This window comes from Micromonospora sp. NPDC049171, from assembly GCF_040648275.1.
In the GTDB taxonomy this organism is placed as follows: Bacteria; Actinomycetota; Actinomycetes; order Mycobacteriales; family Micromonosporaceae; genus Micromonospora.
In genome coordinates, this window is record NZ_JBEZDJ010000004.1 from 246401 (window position 1) to 261850 (window position 15450).

General features: G+C 70.0%; 16 protein-coding genes. 7 read left to right on the forward strand and 9 right to left on the reverse strand.

Features of this window, described 5'->3' with window-relative positions; translation table 11 throughout:
- Positions 1–49: 49 nt before the first annotated feature.
- Positions 50–712 carry a hypothetical protein gene (locus tag AB0B14_RS07530; RefSeq protein WP_357076155.1) on the reverse strand — a complete coding sequence of 221 codons (663 nt, stop codon included), beginning with the start codon at positions 710–712 and terminating at the stop codon, positions 50–52.
- A 420-nt stretch (positions 713–1132) separates the two neighbouring features.
- Between AB0B14_RS07530 and AB0B14_RS07535 the strand changes: the two genes are divergently transcribed.
- From AB0B14_RS07535 to AB0B14_RS07545, 3 genes are all read left to right on the forward strand, one after another.
- The gene (locus AB0B14_RS07535; protein ID WP_357521849.1) at positions 1133–2095 is read left to right on the forward strand and encodes a helix-turn-helix transcriptional regulator; all 963 of its coding nucleotides are present in this window, start codon (positions 1133–1135) and stop codon (positions 2093–2095) included.
- 126 nt (positions 2096–2221) lie between these two features.
- On the forward strand, positions 2222–2938 hold the full coding sequence (locus tag AB0B14_RS07540; protein WP_357076148.1) for a methyltransferase domain-containing protein: 717 nt from the start codon (positions 2222–2224) through the stop codon (positions 2936–2938).
- Positions 2939–3022: 84 nt separating this feature from the next.
- The gene (locus tag AB0B14_RS07545; RefSeq protein WP_357076145.1) at positions 3023–3880 is read left to right on the forward strand and encodes an NAD(P)H-binding protein; all 858 of its coding nucleotides are present in this window, start codon (positions 3023–3025) and stop codon (positions 3878–3880) included.
- 94 nt (positions 3881–3974) lie between these two features.
- Here AB0B14_RS07545 and AB0B14_RS07550 read toward each other — a convergent pair whose 3' ends face one another.
- Complete coding sequence (locus AB0B14_RS07550; protein WP_357076142.1) at positions 3975–4673, reverse strand: helix-turn-helix domain-containing protein; 699 nt, start codon at positions 4671–4673, stop codon at positions 3975–3977.
- 62 nt (positions 4674–4735) lie between these two features.
- Between AB0B14_RS07550 and AB0B14_RS07555 the strand changes: the two genes are divergently transcribed.
- A complete protein-coding gene (locus tag AB0B14_RS07555; RefSeq protein ID WP_357076138.1) occupies positions 4736–5572 on the forward strand; it encodes an alpha/beta fold hydrolase in 837 nt (278 codons plus the stop codon).
- 50 nt (positions 5573–5622) lie between these two features.
- Complete coding sequence (locus AB0B14_RS07560) at positions 5623–6570, forward strand: ion transporter (RefSeq protein ID WP_357076135.1); 948 nt, start codon at positions 5623–5625, stop codon at positions 6568–6570.
- A 164-nt stretch (positions 6571–6734) separates the two neighbouring features.
- Here AB0B14_RS07560 and AB0B14_RS07565 read toward each other — a convergent pair whose 3' ends face one another.
- Positions 6735–7085, reverse strand: coding sequence for a DUF1330 domain-containing protein (locus AB0B14_RS07565; protein ID WP_357076132.1), 351 nt, complete (start codon positions 7083–7085; stop codon positions 6735–6737).
- A 126-nt stretch (positions 7086–7211) separates the two neighbouring features.
- Positions 7212–7802, reverse strand: a complete 591-nt coding sequence (locus AB0B14_RS07570; RefSeq protein ID WP_357521851.1) for a TetR/AcrR family transcriptional regulator — start codon at positions 7800–7802, stop codon at positions 7212–7214.
- A gap of 109 nt (positions 7803–7911) precedes the next feature.
- Here AB0B14_RS07570 and AB0B14_RS07575 point away from each other — a divergent pair, with 109 nt between their 5' ends.
- Complete coding sequence (locus AB0B14_RS07575) at positions 7912–8265, forward strand: TraR/DksA family transcriptional regulator (protein ID WP_357521853.1); 354 nt, start codon at positions 7912–7914, stop codon at positions 8263–8265.
- Positions 8266–8376: 111 nt separating this feature from the next.
- Here the strand turns inward: AB0B14_RS07575 and AB0B14_RS07580 are convergent, their stop codons facing one another.
- Positions 8377–8871 (reverse strand): N-acetyltransferase family protein, encoded by a 495-nt coding sequence (locus tag AB0B14_RS07580; RefSeq protein ID WP_357521855.1) that lies wholly within the window; start codon positions 8869–8871, stop codon positions 8377–8379.
- 130 nt (positions 8872–9001) lie between these two features.
- On the reverse strand, positions 9002–10267 hold the full coding sequence (gene eno / locus AB0B14_RS07585; protein ID WP_357521857.1) for a phosphopyruvate hydratase: 1266 nt from the start codon (positions 10265–10267) through the stop codon (positions 9002–9004).
- A 118-nt stretch (positions 10268–10385) separates the two neighbouring features.
- On the opposite strand from eno, the gene AB0B14_RS07590 reads away from it, so the two are divergent.
- A complete protein-coding gene (locus tag AB0B14_RS07590) occupies positions 10386–11300 on the forward strand; it encodes a MerR family transcriptional regulator (RefSeq protein ID WP_357076117.1) in 915 nt (304 codons plus the stop codon).
- Positions 11301–11340: 40 nt separating this feature from the next.
- Here AB0B14_RS07590 and AB0B14_RS07595 read toward each other — a convergent pair whose 3' ends face one another.
- The 3 genes from AB0B14_RS07595 to AB0B14_RS07605 all read right to left on the reverse strand — a co-directional run bounded on the left by AB0B14_RS07595 (position 11341) and on the right by AB0B14_RS07605 (position 15443).
- Positions 11341–11541: a hypothetical protein gene (locus AB0B14_RS07595; protein WP_357521859.1), complete on the reverse strand. Its 201-nt coding sequence runs from the start codon at positions 11539–11541 to the stop codon at positions 11341–11343.
- A 486-nt stretch (positions 11542–12027) separates the two neighbouring features.
- Positions 12028–13023 (reverse strand): ribonucleotide-diphosphate reductase subunit beta, encoded by a 996-nt coding sequence (locus tag AB0B14_RS07600; RefSeq protein WP_357076298.1) that lies wholly within the window; start codon positions 13021–13023, stop codon positions 12028–12030.
- Between the two features lie 101 nt (positions 13024–13124).
- Positions 13125–15443, reverse strand: a complete 2319-nt coding sequence (locus tag AB0B14_RS07605) for a ribonucleoside-diphosphate reductase subunit alpha (RefSeq protein WP_357521917.1) — start codon at positions 15441–15443, stop codon at positions 13125–13127.
- Between the last annotated feature and the right edge of the window lie 7 nt (positions 15444–15450).

The window sequence follows — 15450 nt, forward strand, 5'->3', positions numbered from 1 at the left end:
CGGCGGACCCGGTGCCGGACAAAAGTCTCCGGGCGGCCGGGCGGCCTGCTCAGATCCGGGCGCGGGGCAGCCAACCGAGAAACCGGAGCCGGACCCGGGGCAGCGGCACGGTGGGCAGATCCTGGGCGGCGGCGACAAGGCAGGAGCCCAGGTAGACCGCGAGGGCGGTGCGCGCGCCGCCGAACTCGGCCAGCAGTTGGCTCTGCTTCGTGGCGCAGGGCCACTCACGCCCACATCCGGTGCAGGTCCAGCTCGGCGGGTTGGGAAGGTGCTCGGGCAGCTTCGCGCGGCGGTACCGGCCGACGACGCTGTTGTCCGCGCGCACGTCGCGTCGGCGCGGCGCCGGGCCTTCGTTGCGGTGCGCGACCGGGCGGGCACCCGGCAGGTAACGCCCGACGGTGCCGAGCAGCACCCCGACGCGGATCAGGGCGTCCGGCCCCACGTGGTGGGTCAGCAACGCGGTCATCAGGTAGTGCCCCAGCAGGTCGAACGCCTCACGGCTCAGACCAAGATCACGGCAGAGGTCGACGAAGTCCGGTGTGGTCAGCGGCACCCGGTTGTCGAGCGCACGGCGCAGCACCTCGCGCAGATCGGCCCCGAGTCGCTGCACCGCGTCGCTCTCGCCCAGCCCCAGGCTGTCCCCGTCGGCCACCCGCGCCAACGCCTCCGCCACGGCCAGTCGAACGACGCGGTCAGGATCGGTACTGTCCAAAGCTCACCCCTTTCGTAGGCCGGTCACCCGGCGGCGGCCCGATCGCCCGGCGACGCCTCCGGAGAATCATGAACAAGATTTCGCTGTCGCCCACGACGATGGCTAGGACAGCAGACGCAAAATCCGCCGACGGGTTAGTCGGAAAGCGAAGTCGGCCTGCCGACAACCTCGGCGATTCGTCGGACGACCGAGGGCGGTTGTCGTATGGTGACATTCCCATCGACAGATATCCCGCTCCCCACCGAGCCCGACACGACGCCACTTCCACCGGTCGCTGCCGTCCCGCTCGCGACGTTCCACCTCACTGCACCGCTGGCCAGTCACACACCGGGTCACCGCCGAGCACCCCTGGCACGTCCCGATCTGGCCGTCGGCACCAGTTCACCACCCGGCGGTACCTCCACCGGACGGAGACAGCGGATGACGTCAACACCCCTACAGACCCGACAGTTCGACAGCCGTGACCCGGTGGCCATTCACGAGTTCCTGTCCGCCACGTACGACCCGAGACTGCGCCTGCACAGCAGGAACAGGTTCCGGCTCACTCATCACCGCGTCGACGCCGGTCCCTTCGCCCTCGCGACCACCCGCCAGACCGGGCAACTCGACATCGGCGCCACCACCCTCGACGGGCTGGTCGTCGGCCGCACCCGCACCGCCCGCGTCGATCGCGTCTGTGCCGGATCGGCCAACCGCTTCGGCCCCGGTGAGGTCTTCCTCGTCACCAAACCGGAGGAGCCGTGCACCGTACGCTGGCATCCCGGCGAGGTGGAACTCTGCGTACTGGATCTGTCGGTTCTGGAGCAGGTCGCCACCGCCGCGCCGGCCCGGCGGCCCGGTCGGATCCGATTCACCGACCTGGGTCCCGCCGACGCGGCGCTCGCCCGGCAGTGGCGCAACACCACAAGCTTCGTCAGCGATGTCGTGTTGAACAGTCCGACCGCCAGCGCGCAACCGCTGGTGATCGGCAACGCCGCGCGGATGCTCGCCGCCGCGGCGCTGGCGGTCTTTCCGAACACCGCGTTCATCGAACCGACAGCCGCCGACCGACACGACGCCAGCACCGCCACGTTGCGGCGAGCGATCACCTTCATGGAGGAGTACGCCGACCGCGACATCAGCGCGGCCGACGTCGCCGCTGCCGCCGGCGTCTCCCTGCGGGCGGTGCAACTGGCCTTCCGTCGTCATCGCGGCACCACCCCGATGGCGTACCTGCGTCGGATCCGGCTCGCTCGGGCGCACCACGACCTGCTGCGCGCCGACCCCCGGCAGGAGACGGTGTCGGCGATCGCCAGTCGATGGGGGTTCGCCAGTCACAGCAGGTTCACCGCCCGCTACCACGCCAGCTACGGCGTGCCACCCCGCGAGACGCTGCATGCCTGAGACGTGCAAGGGTCCCCGCCACGGCGAGATGACCACCATCTGCGGGCAGGACACCGACCAGACCCGCGTCGGGTTCAGCGCCGAGTGTGGGCGAGGCAGCCACCGCCGCCCGGCCATCCACGGCCGATGACCGCCATGAACCACGGCGACCAGGGCCACCCGACCGCACAACCGGACCCACCCCCTTCGGACCGGGACTTCTCCGGCAGTGTGCGGGCCAGCTACGACGCGGTCGCGCCCCAGTACGCCGCGCGACTCGGCGACGAACTCGGCCACAAGGCACTGGACCGTGGCCTGCTGCGCGCCTTCCTCGACCTGGCCGGTGCGGACCCGATCGCAGATCTGGGCTGCGGACCGGGCCACATCACGCGCTATCTGGCCGCCCGGCACCCTGACGTCATCGGCATCGACGTGTCACCGCACATGATCGACGTTGCTCGCACAGCAGCGCCGGACATCATTTTCACCGTCGGATCGCTGCTCGACCTGCCCGCCGGTGACGACGCCTTCGGCGGTCTGGTCGCCATGTACTCGATCATCCACCTCACCGATACGGACAGGAGCGCGGCCTGCCGCGAGTTCGCCCGAACGCTGCGGCCCGGAGGCTGGCTGCTCATCGCGTTCCACACCGACGCACCCGGGTTCCCAAGCGGGACCGCCAACCACCTCACGACGCTGTTCGACGCCGCCGTGGACCTCACCTTCCGATTTCTCGCTCCCGACACTGTCATCGGCGACCTGGAGACCGCCGGCTTCACCATCGGGGCAACCACAATCCGGCAACCGGTCCCGACCGAATACCCCAGTCGACGCTGCTACCTCCTCGCCCAACGTCTTCAGTGATCACCCTCCGCGAAGACATCGCTGACGAATTCCTGGGTACGCCCTCCCGGGTCCCATCTGTCATCGCCCGACCGGAGGTTTCCCGTGCCCACCTATGCCGTCACCGGCGCCACCGGCCGGCTGGGCCGCCTGGTGATCGAGCAGTTGCTCGACTCCGGCGTACCCGCCACCGAGATCGCCGCCATCGTCCGCAGTCCGGAGAAGGCCGCCGACCTGGCCGCGCGCGGGGTCGAGATCCGCGAGGCCACCTACGACGACCCGTCGACGCTGCCCGGTGCCGTGGCCGGCGTACGCCGCCTGCTGCTCATCTCCGGCGACACTCCCGGTCAGCGTGTCGCGCAGCACACCGCGGTCATCGACGCGGCCACGCTCGCCGGGGTCGAGCGCCTGATCTACACGAGCATCCTGAAGGCCGACACCACCACGAACCCGCTCGCCCCGGAGCACAGGGCCACCGAGGAGGTCCTCGCCGCGTCGGGTCTGACCCACACCGTGTTGCGCAACAGCTGGTACGTCGAGAACTACACCGACCAGTTGCCGCAGTACCTGCGGACCGGCACGATCCTCGGTGCCACCGGTGGCAGCAGGATCTCCGCCGCGACCCGGGCGGACTACGCGGGAGCCGCCGTCGCGGCACTGACCCGCCCGGCGGACGGTGACGTCGTCTACGAACTGGGTGGCACCGCGTTCACCTTCGACGAGTTGGCCGAGGCCGTCACAGAGGTCACCGGCACCACCGTCGTCCACCGGGACCTGTCGGCCGCCGAGCTGGCCTCGACCCTGGAGAACGTCGGGCTCGACGCCGGCACCGCCGGGTTCGTCGCCGCGCTCGACAACTCGATCGCCCTCGGTGAGCTGGCGACCGACAGCGACGACCTCAGCCGGCTGCTCGGTCGGCCGAGCACCCCGCTGCGCGACGCCATCCGGGCTGCGCGAGCCTGAGTCCGGATTTCGGCGTCTACTCCGCCTCGTCCCCCTGGCCGCTGAGCTCGGCCAACACGTCGGCGGCGTCGCGATTGCCCGCGTCGGTGAGTCGTCAGCCCGCCTCGGACGGCGGGGCGAGCAGCAGACCGCTCAGCAGACTGCGCAGGGCCCGCTCGAAGAGGTCCGTTCGGGGCGCGGGCGCGGAGGGCTGGCGGAACGCCGCGACCAGGTGCGGGTACGCCGCGAGGTCGGCACCGGCGAAACTGAACGCCCCGGAGGCGGCCTCGCTGCGGGCGAAGAGGGTCACCACGCCGTTCATCATCGCGATCGCCTCGAACTTCGCGGTGACAGCGGCTGGCACCGGCTCCAGGATCCGAATGCAGTTGTCGAACCAGGCCAGGCTCTCGGGACCGATGCCGGACGTCCGGTGACTCACCTCGATCAGCCACGGGTGCGCACGGTGCAGCGCCAACTGCCGGCGACCCAACAGCAGCATCGAGTCCAGCCAGTCTCCCTCGGCCTCCGGATACGGACGCATCTCCCCCACGACCCGGTCGGTCATCAGGTCCAGGAGATCGTCGCGCGACGACAGGTAGCGGTAGAGGGATCCCGCGCCGGTGCCGAGCGCGCCGGCGACAGCGCGCATCGACACCGCGGCAAGCCCTTCGCTGTCGGCCAGGGCGATGGCGGCCACGACGATGGCGTCCCGGCTGTGGGCCGGAGCGGGGCCACGGCTGCCGCGTTCGGGCCTGCCCCAGATCGTCTGCCGAGCGGAGTCGCCGTCGTCGGCTCTCGGGGATGCGTCGCTCACCGATCTACTGTAAACTGCAAACGTCGTTCGCAGTTGTTGTCGTCGCGGAAGGGTGGACGATCATGGAGCGGATCAGGGCACGGGACGGCGCGAGCGTCGTGCTGCACTCCACGGGAGACGGTCCCGGCATCGTGGTGGTGCACGGCGGCGGTGTCACCATCGACGTCTACCGCCGGCTGGCGACGGCGCTCGCCGACCGGTTCACCGTGCACCTCTACAACCGGCGGGGCCGGGCCGACGCACCACCCAGGCCGATGCCCTACACCCTGGATCAGGAGATCGACGACCTCGCCGTGGTGCTGGAGCACACCGGGTCCGGCAACGTCATCGGCCACAGCTCCGGCGGTTTCATCGCGCTGGAGGCAGCGCTCCGGCTGCCGGTCGACCGGCTCGCCCTCTACGACGCCGCGGTCTGCATCGATGGCGGCCCACCGTCGGCGTGGCTCGCACCGGCCCAGGCGGCGCTGCGGGCCGGTGACATCGCCCGGGCCCTCGCCATCACGGCCGCTGGCATCAACCCACAGATGGCGGCCGGGAAGCTCCCGCTCGGCGTACGGATCGCGATCATCCGCGCGTTCATGCGCACCCCGATCGGCCGGACGATGGCCGAGTTGCTGCCGTTGACGCTCGACGAATCGGCGTTGATCCGCGCGCACGACGGCCCGGCCAGCCAGTGGGCCGGGGTGAGGGCCGACGTGCTGCTGGCCTGTGGTGCCGACGGTCCGCCCTACTACCCGGGTCAGAACGAGGCGTTGGCCCGCGCACTGCCGCGGGCGCGGACGTTGACGATCCCGCGCAGCGGCCATGACGCCATCAACCGGGCGTACCCCAGAATTGTCGACCCGCTCGCCGACTTCTTCGCGGCCCCGGTGACGCCGGAGCGGACGAGCCACGCCTGAGCGGATCACACAGTCGCCCGCAATCATTGATCTTGGCTAGGCTGGCGGGCATGCCCGCCAGCCCCGTGCCCGCCCAGCGGCGTGAGCCGGGCCCACCCGAGCGGCACCGATCCCGTTGGGCCGCGCACTGCGCCCGACTCGCCGGGTCGCGCCCCTTCGAGATCGTCATCGTGGTGGTCATCCTCGCCAACGGGGTCGTCCTCGGCCTGGAGACGTACGACGACCTGACTCCGGCGGGCACCGCACTGCACTGGCTGGAGCTGTTCTTCCGGGCCGTCTTCGTCGTCGAGATCGGCATCCGGCTGGCGGCGTACGGCAGGCGTCCACAGGACTTCTTCCGGCACGGCTGGAACGTCTTCGACTTCGTGGTGATCGCGGCGATCTTCATACCGGGCCTGCACGGCGACCCCGCACTGCTGCGGGTCGTGCGGGTCGCCCGGATGGTCCGGTTGGTGCGGTTCTCACCGGGCCTGCGGACCATCGTCTCCGCGCTGTGGCGCAGCCTGCCGGGCGTGACCGGGTTCCTCGCCCTGGCCGTGGTGACGCTCTACGTCTACGGCATGGCCGGCTGGCTGATCTTCGGCAGCAGGTACCCGGACGAGTACGGCGACATCGGCAGGTCGCTGCTGACGCTGTTCGTACTGCTGTCGCTGGAGACGCTGCCGGACCTCATCGAGCAAGGCATGGCCATCTCACCGTGGACGCTGCTCTACTACGTCAGCTACGTGGTCATCACCGTCAACCTGCTGCTCAACATCCTCATCGCCGTCATCGTCAACTCGATGGAGGAGGCACGCCGGTTGGAGATGACCGAACGACTGGCCCCCGACTACGACGAGGACGGCGACGGCGTACCGGACGAGGTGGACCGCATCGCGCTCACCCAACGGCTGGACGACCTGCGGGCGGTCATCGCCGAGTTGGAGCGCGAGTTGCGGATCGACCGGGACGACGGGCACGGCCGGCCGCACCGGGACGGCACCCGCACCAGACGGTGATCCGACCATCCCGCTCCGTATTCCCCTCGGGCGCGCGGCCGGGTTTACGGCCCGACGAGGCCGCCGCGCTCTCCGCCCTGCACACCCGCAACTTCAGGTAGCCGATCCCCGCGTACACCGTGGCGTACGCGGGGATCGTCGGACGGCAGGTCAGCGCGCGGTTGTCACTGGCCGAGCAGGGTCCGGATCTGACGCGCGTAGCCGGCCACCGTGAAGTCCGGGCCGACGGAGTCCACCAGGATCAGGTCGTTGATGGTGTGATCGACGCGCAGCGACAGGATGGCCTGGTACTCGGGCGAGTTGTACCAGGTCCTGGCGGTTTCCGCGTCCGGGAACTCGATCAGCACGACCGAGCCGGGCCAACTGCCCTCGATGACCTGCACCTCGGCGTCCAGGACGAGCCACTTGGCGCCGTACGGCTCGGTGGTGGCCTGCACCTGCTCCAGGTAACGCAGGGACTCCTCCGTCGGCACACCGCCGGGGATACGCAGGTGGTTGATCAGGTACGTGCTCATGTCGCACTCCTCAGGGTGGGTGATTGGGTCTCCGGGCGCAGAAGTACGACCGGTCGTCTTGAAATTGGCAAGCACTGCGGCAGGCGGCCTGACGCGCGCATCAGCGCAGGTGGGGACCGACGCGGATCAGCTGAGGATCCGCGTCGTGGTGATCGCGAGGAACTCGTGGAGGGCGGTCAGGTCACCGGAAGCCTTCGCCCGCGCCGCCGCGCCCTCGTAGCTGGAGACGATGAAGCCGGCCAGGTCACCGGCGGGCTCGTCACCGTGCACCTCACCGGCAGCGCGCGCCTGCTCGATCGTCACGGCGAGCGCGGCGACCCAGCGGCCGAAGCCGGCGTCGACGGCGGTGCGCAGAACGTCGCTGTGCGCCGGGATCTCACTGGCGAAGTTGCCGAGCAGACACCCGCGGTCCCCCATGGTGTCGCCGAGGCCGGTGATGTAACGGAGATGGCCGATGATCCGCTCGCGCGGTGTCCCGCCCCACTTCTCGTCCAGCATCTCCAGCCCCATCGCCGCCGAGTATCTCGCCACCGAGTCGAGGGCGAGATCCTCCTTGCTGGCGAAGTGGTTGTAGAAGGTGCCCTTGGGCGCCCCGGCGGCGGCGACGATGTCCTGAACGCTCGTCCCGTTGTAGCCACGCAGATGGAACAGATCCAACGCGGCGTCGGACAACCGCTGCCTGGTCCCGGCGGAGGCCGGCGACTTGGGTCGTGGCATGTCGTGACGCTCCTCCGCTCGGGTGCTGGCTGACACCACCACGATATGACCGGTCGTCTCGGAATGCCAGCGATGTGATCACGGTCATTCCGCAGTACGGTGAGTGGCCATGACCAGCGACTCCGGCACGGTTCGCGAGGCACTGCTGCGACTGCGCCAGGAGACCGAGGCGCAGGCCGCCGCACTGGACGGTGACCTGCGCAGCCTCTTCGAGGCGTCTCGGGCGTCGAACGCCGACGACGAGCACGACCCCGAGGGCAGCACGATCGCCTTCGAACGCGCGCAGCTCACCGCCGTCCTGGACGCGGCCCGCCGACGTCTGGCGGAGCTGGACGTCGCGCTGCGGCGGATCGACGACGGCAGCTACGGCAGCTGCGAACGGTGCTCCCGAGCGATCCCCGCCGACCGGCTCGTCGCCCGCCCGTCGGCGCGGACGTGTGTCGCCTGCGCCAGCCGACGGTGACGGCGCCCGTCCACACGGAATCGGCGACCCGGGACAGCAGGGTGTACGCGGCCGAGTGACCGGGGGTGCGCCGACCGACGAACCGGTCCCGGTCGGCGCGGCGTGGGCTCGTCAGGTGACGACCGGGCTGCGGCGTTCGAGCAGGACGACGTCACGCCAACGGTCGTGGTGGCGGCCGACCCGCTCGCGTACGCCGATCACCCGGAACCCGGCCCGCTGGTGCAGCGTGAGGCTGGCGGCGTTCTCCGGGAAGATCCCGGACTGGATGGTCCAGATGCCGGCGGCCTCGGTGGAGGTGATCAGTGCGTCCAGCAGCAGGCGGGCGACGCCACGGCCCTGGGCGGCCGGGTCCACGTAGACGGAGTGCTCCACCACGCCGGCGTAGACCGCGCGGGTCGAGGTCGGCGAGACGGCGATCCAGCCGACGACGCCGTCGTGGTCGACGGCCACGAAGCGGTGCCCGGTCAACCGTGCCGCGTCGAAGGCCGCCCAGGTGGGGGCGGTGACCTCGAAGCTGGCGTTGCCGGCGTCGAGGCCCACCTGGTAGATCGCCAGGACCCGGTCGGCGTCGGCGTCCGTCATGGGTCGCACGGTGATGTCGACCATCAGCAGTTGTCCTCCGAGAGATCAGGCCCCGCCCCCACCCGCGCCGATCTTGCAGTTTCGGTCGCCGAAACGCCGGCAAATGTGCGTCGTGTGGGGACAGAAAGTGCAAGATCGCGGCGGATGGGGCTTCTCAGCGGCGCCCAGCATAGACGGCTCGGTCGCCCAGCTCCTCCTCGATGCGGATGAGCTGGTTGTACTTGGCCGTGCGGTCGGAGCGCGACAGCGAGCCGGTCTTGATCTGGCCGCAGCCGACGCCCACGGCCAGGTCGGCGATCGTGGTGTCCTCGGTCTCGCCGGAACGGTGGGACAGCACCACCCGGTAGCCCGCCTTGTGGGCGGCGTCCACAGTGGCGAGGGTTTCGGTGAGCGTGCCGATCTGGTTGACCTTGACCAGGATCGCGTTGGCGTAACCGCCCTCGATCCCATCGCGCAACCGGTCGACGTCGGTGCAGAAGACGTCGTCGCCGACCAACTGCACCCGCTCCCCCGCCAACGCGGTCAGCCGCTTCCAGCCGGCGAAGTCGTCCTCGGCCATCGGGTCCTCGATCGAACTGATCGGGTATCGGGCGACGAGGTCCACCAGGTAGTCGATGTGCTCCTCGACGGTGCGCTGACGCCCCTCGCCGACGTAGTCGTAGCGGCCGTCCCGGAAGAACTCCGAGCTGGCCGGGTCGAGACAGATCGTCAGGTCGGTGCCGGGTTCGTACCCGGCGTCCTCGATGGCGCTCAGCACGAAACGCAGCGCCTCGTCGGCGTCGGTGAAGGTCGGCGCGAAGCCGCCCTCGTCACCGACGTTGGTGCTGTGCCCGGCCGCCGCCAGGGACCTGCGGAGGGTGTGGAAGACCTCCGAGCCCATCCGGACTGCCTCGGCGAACGTCCGCGCCCCGACCGGGGCGATCATGAACTCCTGGAAGTCGAGCGGGTTGTCGGCGTGTGCGCCGCCGTTGATGATGTTCATCATCGGCACCGGCAGCAGGCGGGCCCCGACGCCACCGACGTAGCGGTAGAGCGGCTGCCGGTGCGCCGACGCCGCCGCCTTGGCCGCCGCCAGGGACACCGCGAGGATCGCGTTGGCACCCAGTCGACTCTTGTCCTTCGAACCGTCGAGCGCGATCATCGTCTCGTCGATCAGCGCCTGGTCCTCCGCGTCGAGCCCGAGCACCGCGTCGGCGATCGCACCGTTCACCGCGGCGACCGCCGTCGTGACGCCCCTGCCGTGGAAACGCGTGTGGTCCCCGTCGCGCAGCTCGACCGCCTCGTTCGCCCCCGTCGACGCCCCGGACGGCACGGCGGCCCGGCCGGTCGACCCGTCGGTGAGCACCACGTCGGCCTCCACGGTCGGGTTGCCCCGGCTGTCGAGGATCTGCCGACCGCGTACCCGGCTGATTGCCGTCATCACACACTCCCTGCTCACGACGCCTATTCGCAGCCAGACTGGCAGGAAACGGCGGCCGTGGCACCGCGACGATGGACACGTTGACCCGTACCCCAGGGTGCGGGTTTAGGGTCGCGGGATGCGGGTGGGCGAGCTGGCACGACGGACCGGGACCACGGTCCGGGCGCTGCGGTACTACGAGTCGGCCGGGCTGGTCGTGCCCCGGAGACTGGGCAACGGCTACCGGGAGTACGACCCGATCGCGGTGCGGCTGGTGGCCCAGATCCGCGAGTTGATGGCGCTCGGCCTCACCGTGGAGGAGACCCGCCCGTTCGTCGAGTCGATCGCCGGTGGCGCCGACGAGGCCGACGTGTGCGCGGCGGCGGTGGCCACCTACCGCAGCACCATCACCAACCTCCAGGAGCGGATCGGTCGGTTGACCGCCCAGCGGGAGGCCCTGGACGCGCGACTCGACGCGGCCGCGACCCAGGTCGTGCCCGGCGGTGACACGGTCGGTGCCGACCCCGCCGCACTGGTCGGGACCAGCCTGCCACCCCTGTCCTTCTACGGCACCGACGGCCGCCCGGTCGATCTCGGCGCCCTCGGTGCCGGGCGCACCGTCGTCTTCGTGTACCCCCTGACCGGGCGGCCGGGTGTCGACCTGCCCAACGGGCTGCTGGAGGTCCACGGCGCCCGGGGCAGCACCGAGCAGGCCGCCTGGTTCCGCGACCACCACGCGGAACTCCGCGCGGCCGGCGCGGCCCGGGTGTACGGCCTGTCCGCGCAGTCGACCGGGTACCAGCGGGAACTCGTGCACCGGCTGCGGTTGCCCTACCCGCTGATCCCCGACCCGCGGCTGACCCTGGCCGACGCGCTACGGCTGCCCACCCGCACCGCCGGCGACATGACGCTCTACGAGCGGTTGACGCTGATCATCGCCGACGGCGAGATCGAACACGTCTTCCACCCGATTCCGGACCCGGCGTCGCATCCGCTGCACGTGATGCGGTGGCTCACCAAGCGACGCCAGGCCCCCGGATCGGTCGCCGCCTAGCAATCGTCGTCGAACTCGCCGCACTGCTCAGCGTCCATCGTTACTTCTGCAACATGATCGATGCGGCGTCCGCCACGACACCCAACGACCAATCGAGCTGACCGCATTCGCTCTGACTCGTGAACTCGAGGCAGCCGCCTGAACGCCACGGCTGGTCAAGTGCCCGAGTCCAGTGCGCATCAAGCGTCCGCATCGCGGCGAACAGTTCGTCTGCCCGACTTACCGGTTCATCGATCGGCACGGCGGCACCCTCCCGCGTCCACGACGTTGGCTGCACCTGGGGGCAGCGACCATCTGCCGTGCTCCCCCAGGTGAGTGTGCGGCCGAGGACCCAGGAGTTTGCCGAAACCAGGGAACCCTGCGGAGATCGACCCATGCCGACCGAGCGAGTGGACTACTGGCGGATCGCCAACGAGATCGCGGGAAAAATCAAGTCGGGTGAGCTTGCTCCGGGCGAGAGACCGCCGTCCACCCGCGAGCTGGCCGATCAGTACGGCGTGCCACATCTCCACCATCAGCCGGGTCATGGTGATCCGCAAAGACCGGGAGTTGGTCGAGGGCCATCCAGGCAAAGGCGTCTACGTCGCGGAAGCCCAGAGCTGAGCGCGCCAACCCCACAGGCCTCGTCGATCATGGAGTTGTGGTGGGTGACAAAGTGCCTGCACGACACCAAATCAGGCACCACAACTCCATGATCGGAGAGACCGGAACGCGTGGACCGTCCGCCCTAGAAGTCGTCGTCGAAGGCGACGGTGCCGGCCACCCCTACCTGGTACGCCGAGACGCGCCGCTCGAAGAAGTTGGACAGCTCCTGCACGTCCTGCAACTCCATGAAGGCGAACGGGTTGCTCGACCCGTAGTGCGGGGCGAGGCCGAGCTGGGCCAGGCGGCGGTCGGCCACGTGCTGGAGGTACTCCCGCATGTCGCTCAACGTCAGACCGGGCACCCCCTGGCCCACCAGGTCCTCGGCGAACTGCACCTCACACTCGACGGCCTCGGTGAGCATCTGCCGGACCTGGTCGGCGAGGTCGTCGTCGAACAGGTCGGGTTCCTCCGCGCGGGCGGTGTCGACGACGTCGAACGCGAACGCCATGTGCATGGACTCGTCGCGGAACACCCAGTTGGTGCCGGAGGCGAGGCCGTGCAGCAGCCCGCGGGAGCGCAGGAAGTAGACGTACGCGAAGGCGCCGTAGAAGAACAATCCCTCGATGCAGGCGGCGAAGCAGATCAGGTTGAGCAGGAACGTCCGCCGGTCGTCGCGGGTCCGCAGCTCCCGCAGGTTGTTCAGCGAGTCGATCCAGCGGAAGCAGAACTCGGCCTTACGGCGGATCGAGGGGATGTTCTCGATGGCCGCGAAGGCGGCGAACCGCTCGGTCTCGTCCGGCACGTACGTGTCGAGCAGGTTCAGGTAGAACTGGACGTGCACGGCCTCCTCGAACAACTGCCGGGACAGGTAGAGGCGACCCTCCGGGCTGTTGACGTGCTGGTAGAGGTTGAGCACCAGGTTGTTGGCGACGATGGTGTCACCGGTGGCGAAGAACGCCACCAGCCGGCTGACCAGGTGCCGCTCGGCCGGCGACAACTTGTCCAGGTCGGCGAGGTCGGCGTGCAGGTCGACCTCCTCCACCGTCCAGGTGTTGCGGATCGCGTCGCGGAACCTGTCGAAGAAGTGCGGGTAGCGCATCGGGCGGAGGGTGAGGTCCATCCCGGGGTCGAGCAGCATGTGCGTGGTCCTCGTGTCGGTGGTGCCCGTGTCGGTGGTGCCCGTGTCGGTGGTGCTGGCGTCGGTGGTGCTGGCGTCGACTGTGCCGGTGTCGGCGGCTGTCACTGGCAGGCCTCGCACGACTCGGGGTTCTCCAGCGAGCAGGCCAGCGCCTCCGCGTCGGCCGCCACCGGGGCGAGCACCGCGACGGTGGCCTGCTGGATCCGGGTGGCGGGGCGCGAGCGCAGGTAGTACGTGGACTTCAGCCCGACCTTCCAGGCGTACAGGTACATCGACGAGAGCTTGCCGATGGTCGGCGCGGCCAGGAACAGGTTCAGCGATTGGGACTGGTCGATGAACGGGGCGCGGGCGGCGGCCAGGTCGACAAGCGCCCGCTGCGGCAGCTCCCACGCGGTCCGGAACAACTCCCGGACGCCGGCCGGCAACTCCGCGATGTCCTGCACCGACCCCTCCGCCCGCTTGATCGCCGAGCGGATCCGGTCAGTCCACAGGCCGCGGGCCTTCAGCTCGCGGACCAGGGCGGTGTTGACCTGGAGGAACTCCCCCGACAGGGTCTCGCGCTTGAACAGGTTGGACACCTGCGGCTCGATGCACTCGTAGCACCCGGCGATCGAGGCGATGGTCGCGGTCGGGGCGACCGCCACCAGCAGCGAGTTGCGCAGCCCGTCCGCCGCGACCCGTTCCCGCAGGGCGGCCCAGCGCGCGGTCTGCGTACCCTCGACACCCCACAGGTCGGGTTGGAGCTGGCCCCGCGCGGCCCGGGTCTGCGCGTACGCCGGGTGCGCGCCGAAGCGGCGCGCCAGGTCGGCGGAGGTCTCCAGCGCGGTCAGGTACAGCTCCTCGCTGATCCGGGTGGACAGCTCCCGGGCGGCCGGGGAGTCGAACGGCAGTCGCAGCGCGAAGAAGACGTCCTGCAGGCCCATCAGCCCCAGTCCGACCGGCCGCCAGCGGGGGTTGCTCGCCGCCGCCTGCGCGGTCGGGTAGTAGTTGATGTCGATGACCCGGTCGAGGAAGGTCACCGCGGTACGAACCGTGGCGCGCAGCCGGTCCCAGTCGATGCCGCCGTCGGTGAGGTGCGCGGCGAGGTTCACCGAGCCGAGGTTGCACACGGCGGTCTCGGCGTCACTGGACACCTCGATGATCTCGGTGCACAGGTTGGACAGGTGCACCACGTTGCCGTCCTCGGCGGTCTGGTTGCACAGCCGGTTCGCGGCGTCCTTGAAGGTCATCCACCCGTTGCCGGTCTGGGCGAGGGTGCGCATCATCTTGCCGTACAGCTCCCGCGCCGGGACCTGCCGCACGTGGCGACCCTGCGCCTCGGCCTGCCGGTAGGCGGCGTCGAACCGTTCCCCCCACAGGTCGGGCAGCTCGGGCACCTCGTGCGGGTCGAACAGCGACCACATCTCGTCGGCCTCGACCCGGCGCATGAACTCGTCCGGGACCCAGTTGGCCAGGTTCAGGTTGTGGGTGCGGCGGGCGTCCTCGCCGGTGTTGTCCCGCAGTTGCAGGAACTCCTCGACGTCCGGGTGCCACGGCTCCAGGTAGACGCAGGCCGCGCCCTTGCGCCGGCCACCCTGGTTGACCGCGGCGACGCTCGCGTCCAGCGTGCGCAGCCACGGCACGATGCCGTTGGACTGCCCGTTGGTGCCGCGGATCAGCGCGCCCCGGGACCGCACCCGGGAGTACGCGATGCCGATGCCGCCGGCGAACTTGGACAGGTTGGCGACCTGGGCGTACCGCTGGTAGATCGAGTCCAACTCGTCGCGCGGAGAGTCGACCAGATAGCAGGAGGACATCTGGGTGTGCCGGGTGCCGGAGTTGAACAACGTCGGTGAGCTGGGCAGATAGGCCAGGCTGGACATCAGCCGGTAGAAGCCGACCGCCTCGTCCGGCGTCTGGGACAGCCCGCAGGCCACCCGCAGCAGCCAGTACTGCGGGGTTTCCAGCACCAGCCGGCTGGTGGGGTGGCGCAGCAGGTACCTGTCGTACACCGTGCGCAGGCCGAAGTACTCGAACCTCCGGTCGCCGTCGGTGTCGATGGCGTCGTCGAGCATCGCGGCGTGCGCGGCGACGAACGCGGCGGTGTCGTTCCCGATCAGGCCCTCGGCGTGACCGACCCGGATCGCCGCGCTGAACGAGGTGACGCCCTGCCGACGCACCTCCTTGTCGACGTAGCCGGCCAGCAGCCGGGCCGCGAGGCGGGAGTACTGCGGCTCCTCACCGATCATCTCGGCGGCGGTCTGGATGGACAGCCGGTCCAGCTCGGCAGTCGTCGCGCCGTCGTACAGCCCGCTGATCGTGCGGGTGGCGACGCGCATCGGGTCGACGTCGGTCAGGTCGTCGGCCCACCGCTCGACCGCCCGGACGATCTTGTTGACGTCCACGGACTCGGTGGTGCCGTTGCGCTTGCGGACCTGCATCGGCGTC

What these genes read in the sequence shown, in the direction of transcription:
- AB0B14_RS07535 (WP_357521849.1), top strand. Translation starts at nt 1,133, where the DNA reads ATGACGTCAACACCCCTACAGACCCGACAGTTCGACAGCCGTGACCCG.
- AB0B14_RS07540 (WP_357076148.1), top strand. Translation starts at nt 2,222, where the DNA reads ATGACCGCCATGAACCACGGCGACCAGGGCCACCCGACCGCACAACCG.
- AB0B14_RS07555 (WP_357076138.1), top strand. Translation starts at nt 4,736, where the DNA reads ATGGAGCGGATCAGGGCACGGGACGGCGCGAGCGTCGTGCTGCACTCC.
- AB0B14_RS07560 (WP_357076135.1), top strand. Translation starts at nt 5,623, where the DNA reads ATGCCCGCCAGCCCCGTGCCCGCCCAGCGGCGTGAGCCGGGCCCACCC.
- AB0B14_RS07565 (WP_357076132.1), bottom strand. Translation starts at nt 7,085, where the DNA reads ATGAGCACGTACCTGATCAACCACCTGCGTATCCCCGGCGGTGTGCCG.
- AB0B14_RS07570 (WP_357521851.1), bottom strand. Translation starts at nt 7,802, where the DNA reads ATGCCACGACCCAAGTCGCCGGCCTCCGCCGGGACCAGGCAGCGGTTG.
- AB0B14_RS07575 (WP_357521853.1), top strand. Translation starts at nt 7,912, where the DNA reads ATGACCAGCGACTCCGGCACGGTTCGCGAGGCACTGCTGCGACTGCGC.
- AB0B14_RS07580 (WP_357521855.1), bottom strand. Translation starts at nt 8,871, where the DNA reads ATGGTCGACATCACCGTGCGACCCATGACGGACGCCGACGCCGACCGG.
- eno (WP_357521857.1), bottom strand. Translation starts at nt 10,267, where the DNA reads ATGACGGCAATCAGCCGGGTACGCGGTCGGCAGATCCTCGACAGCCGG.
- AB0B14_RS07590 (WP_357076117.1), top strand. Translation starts at nt 10,386, where the DNA reads ATGCGGGTGGGCGAGCTGGCACGACGGACCGGGACCACGGTCCGGGCG.
- AB0B14_RS07600 (WP_357076298.1), bottom strand. Translation starts at nt 13,023, where the DNA reads ATGCTGCTCGACCCCGGGATGGACCTCACCCTCCGCCCGATGCGCTAC.
- AB0B14_RS07605 (WP_357521917.1), bottom strand. Translation starts at nt 15,443, where the DNA reads ATGCAGGTCCGCAAGCGCAACGGCACCACCGAGTCCGTGGACGTCAAC.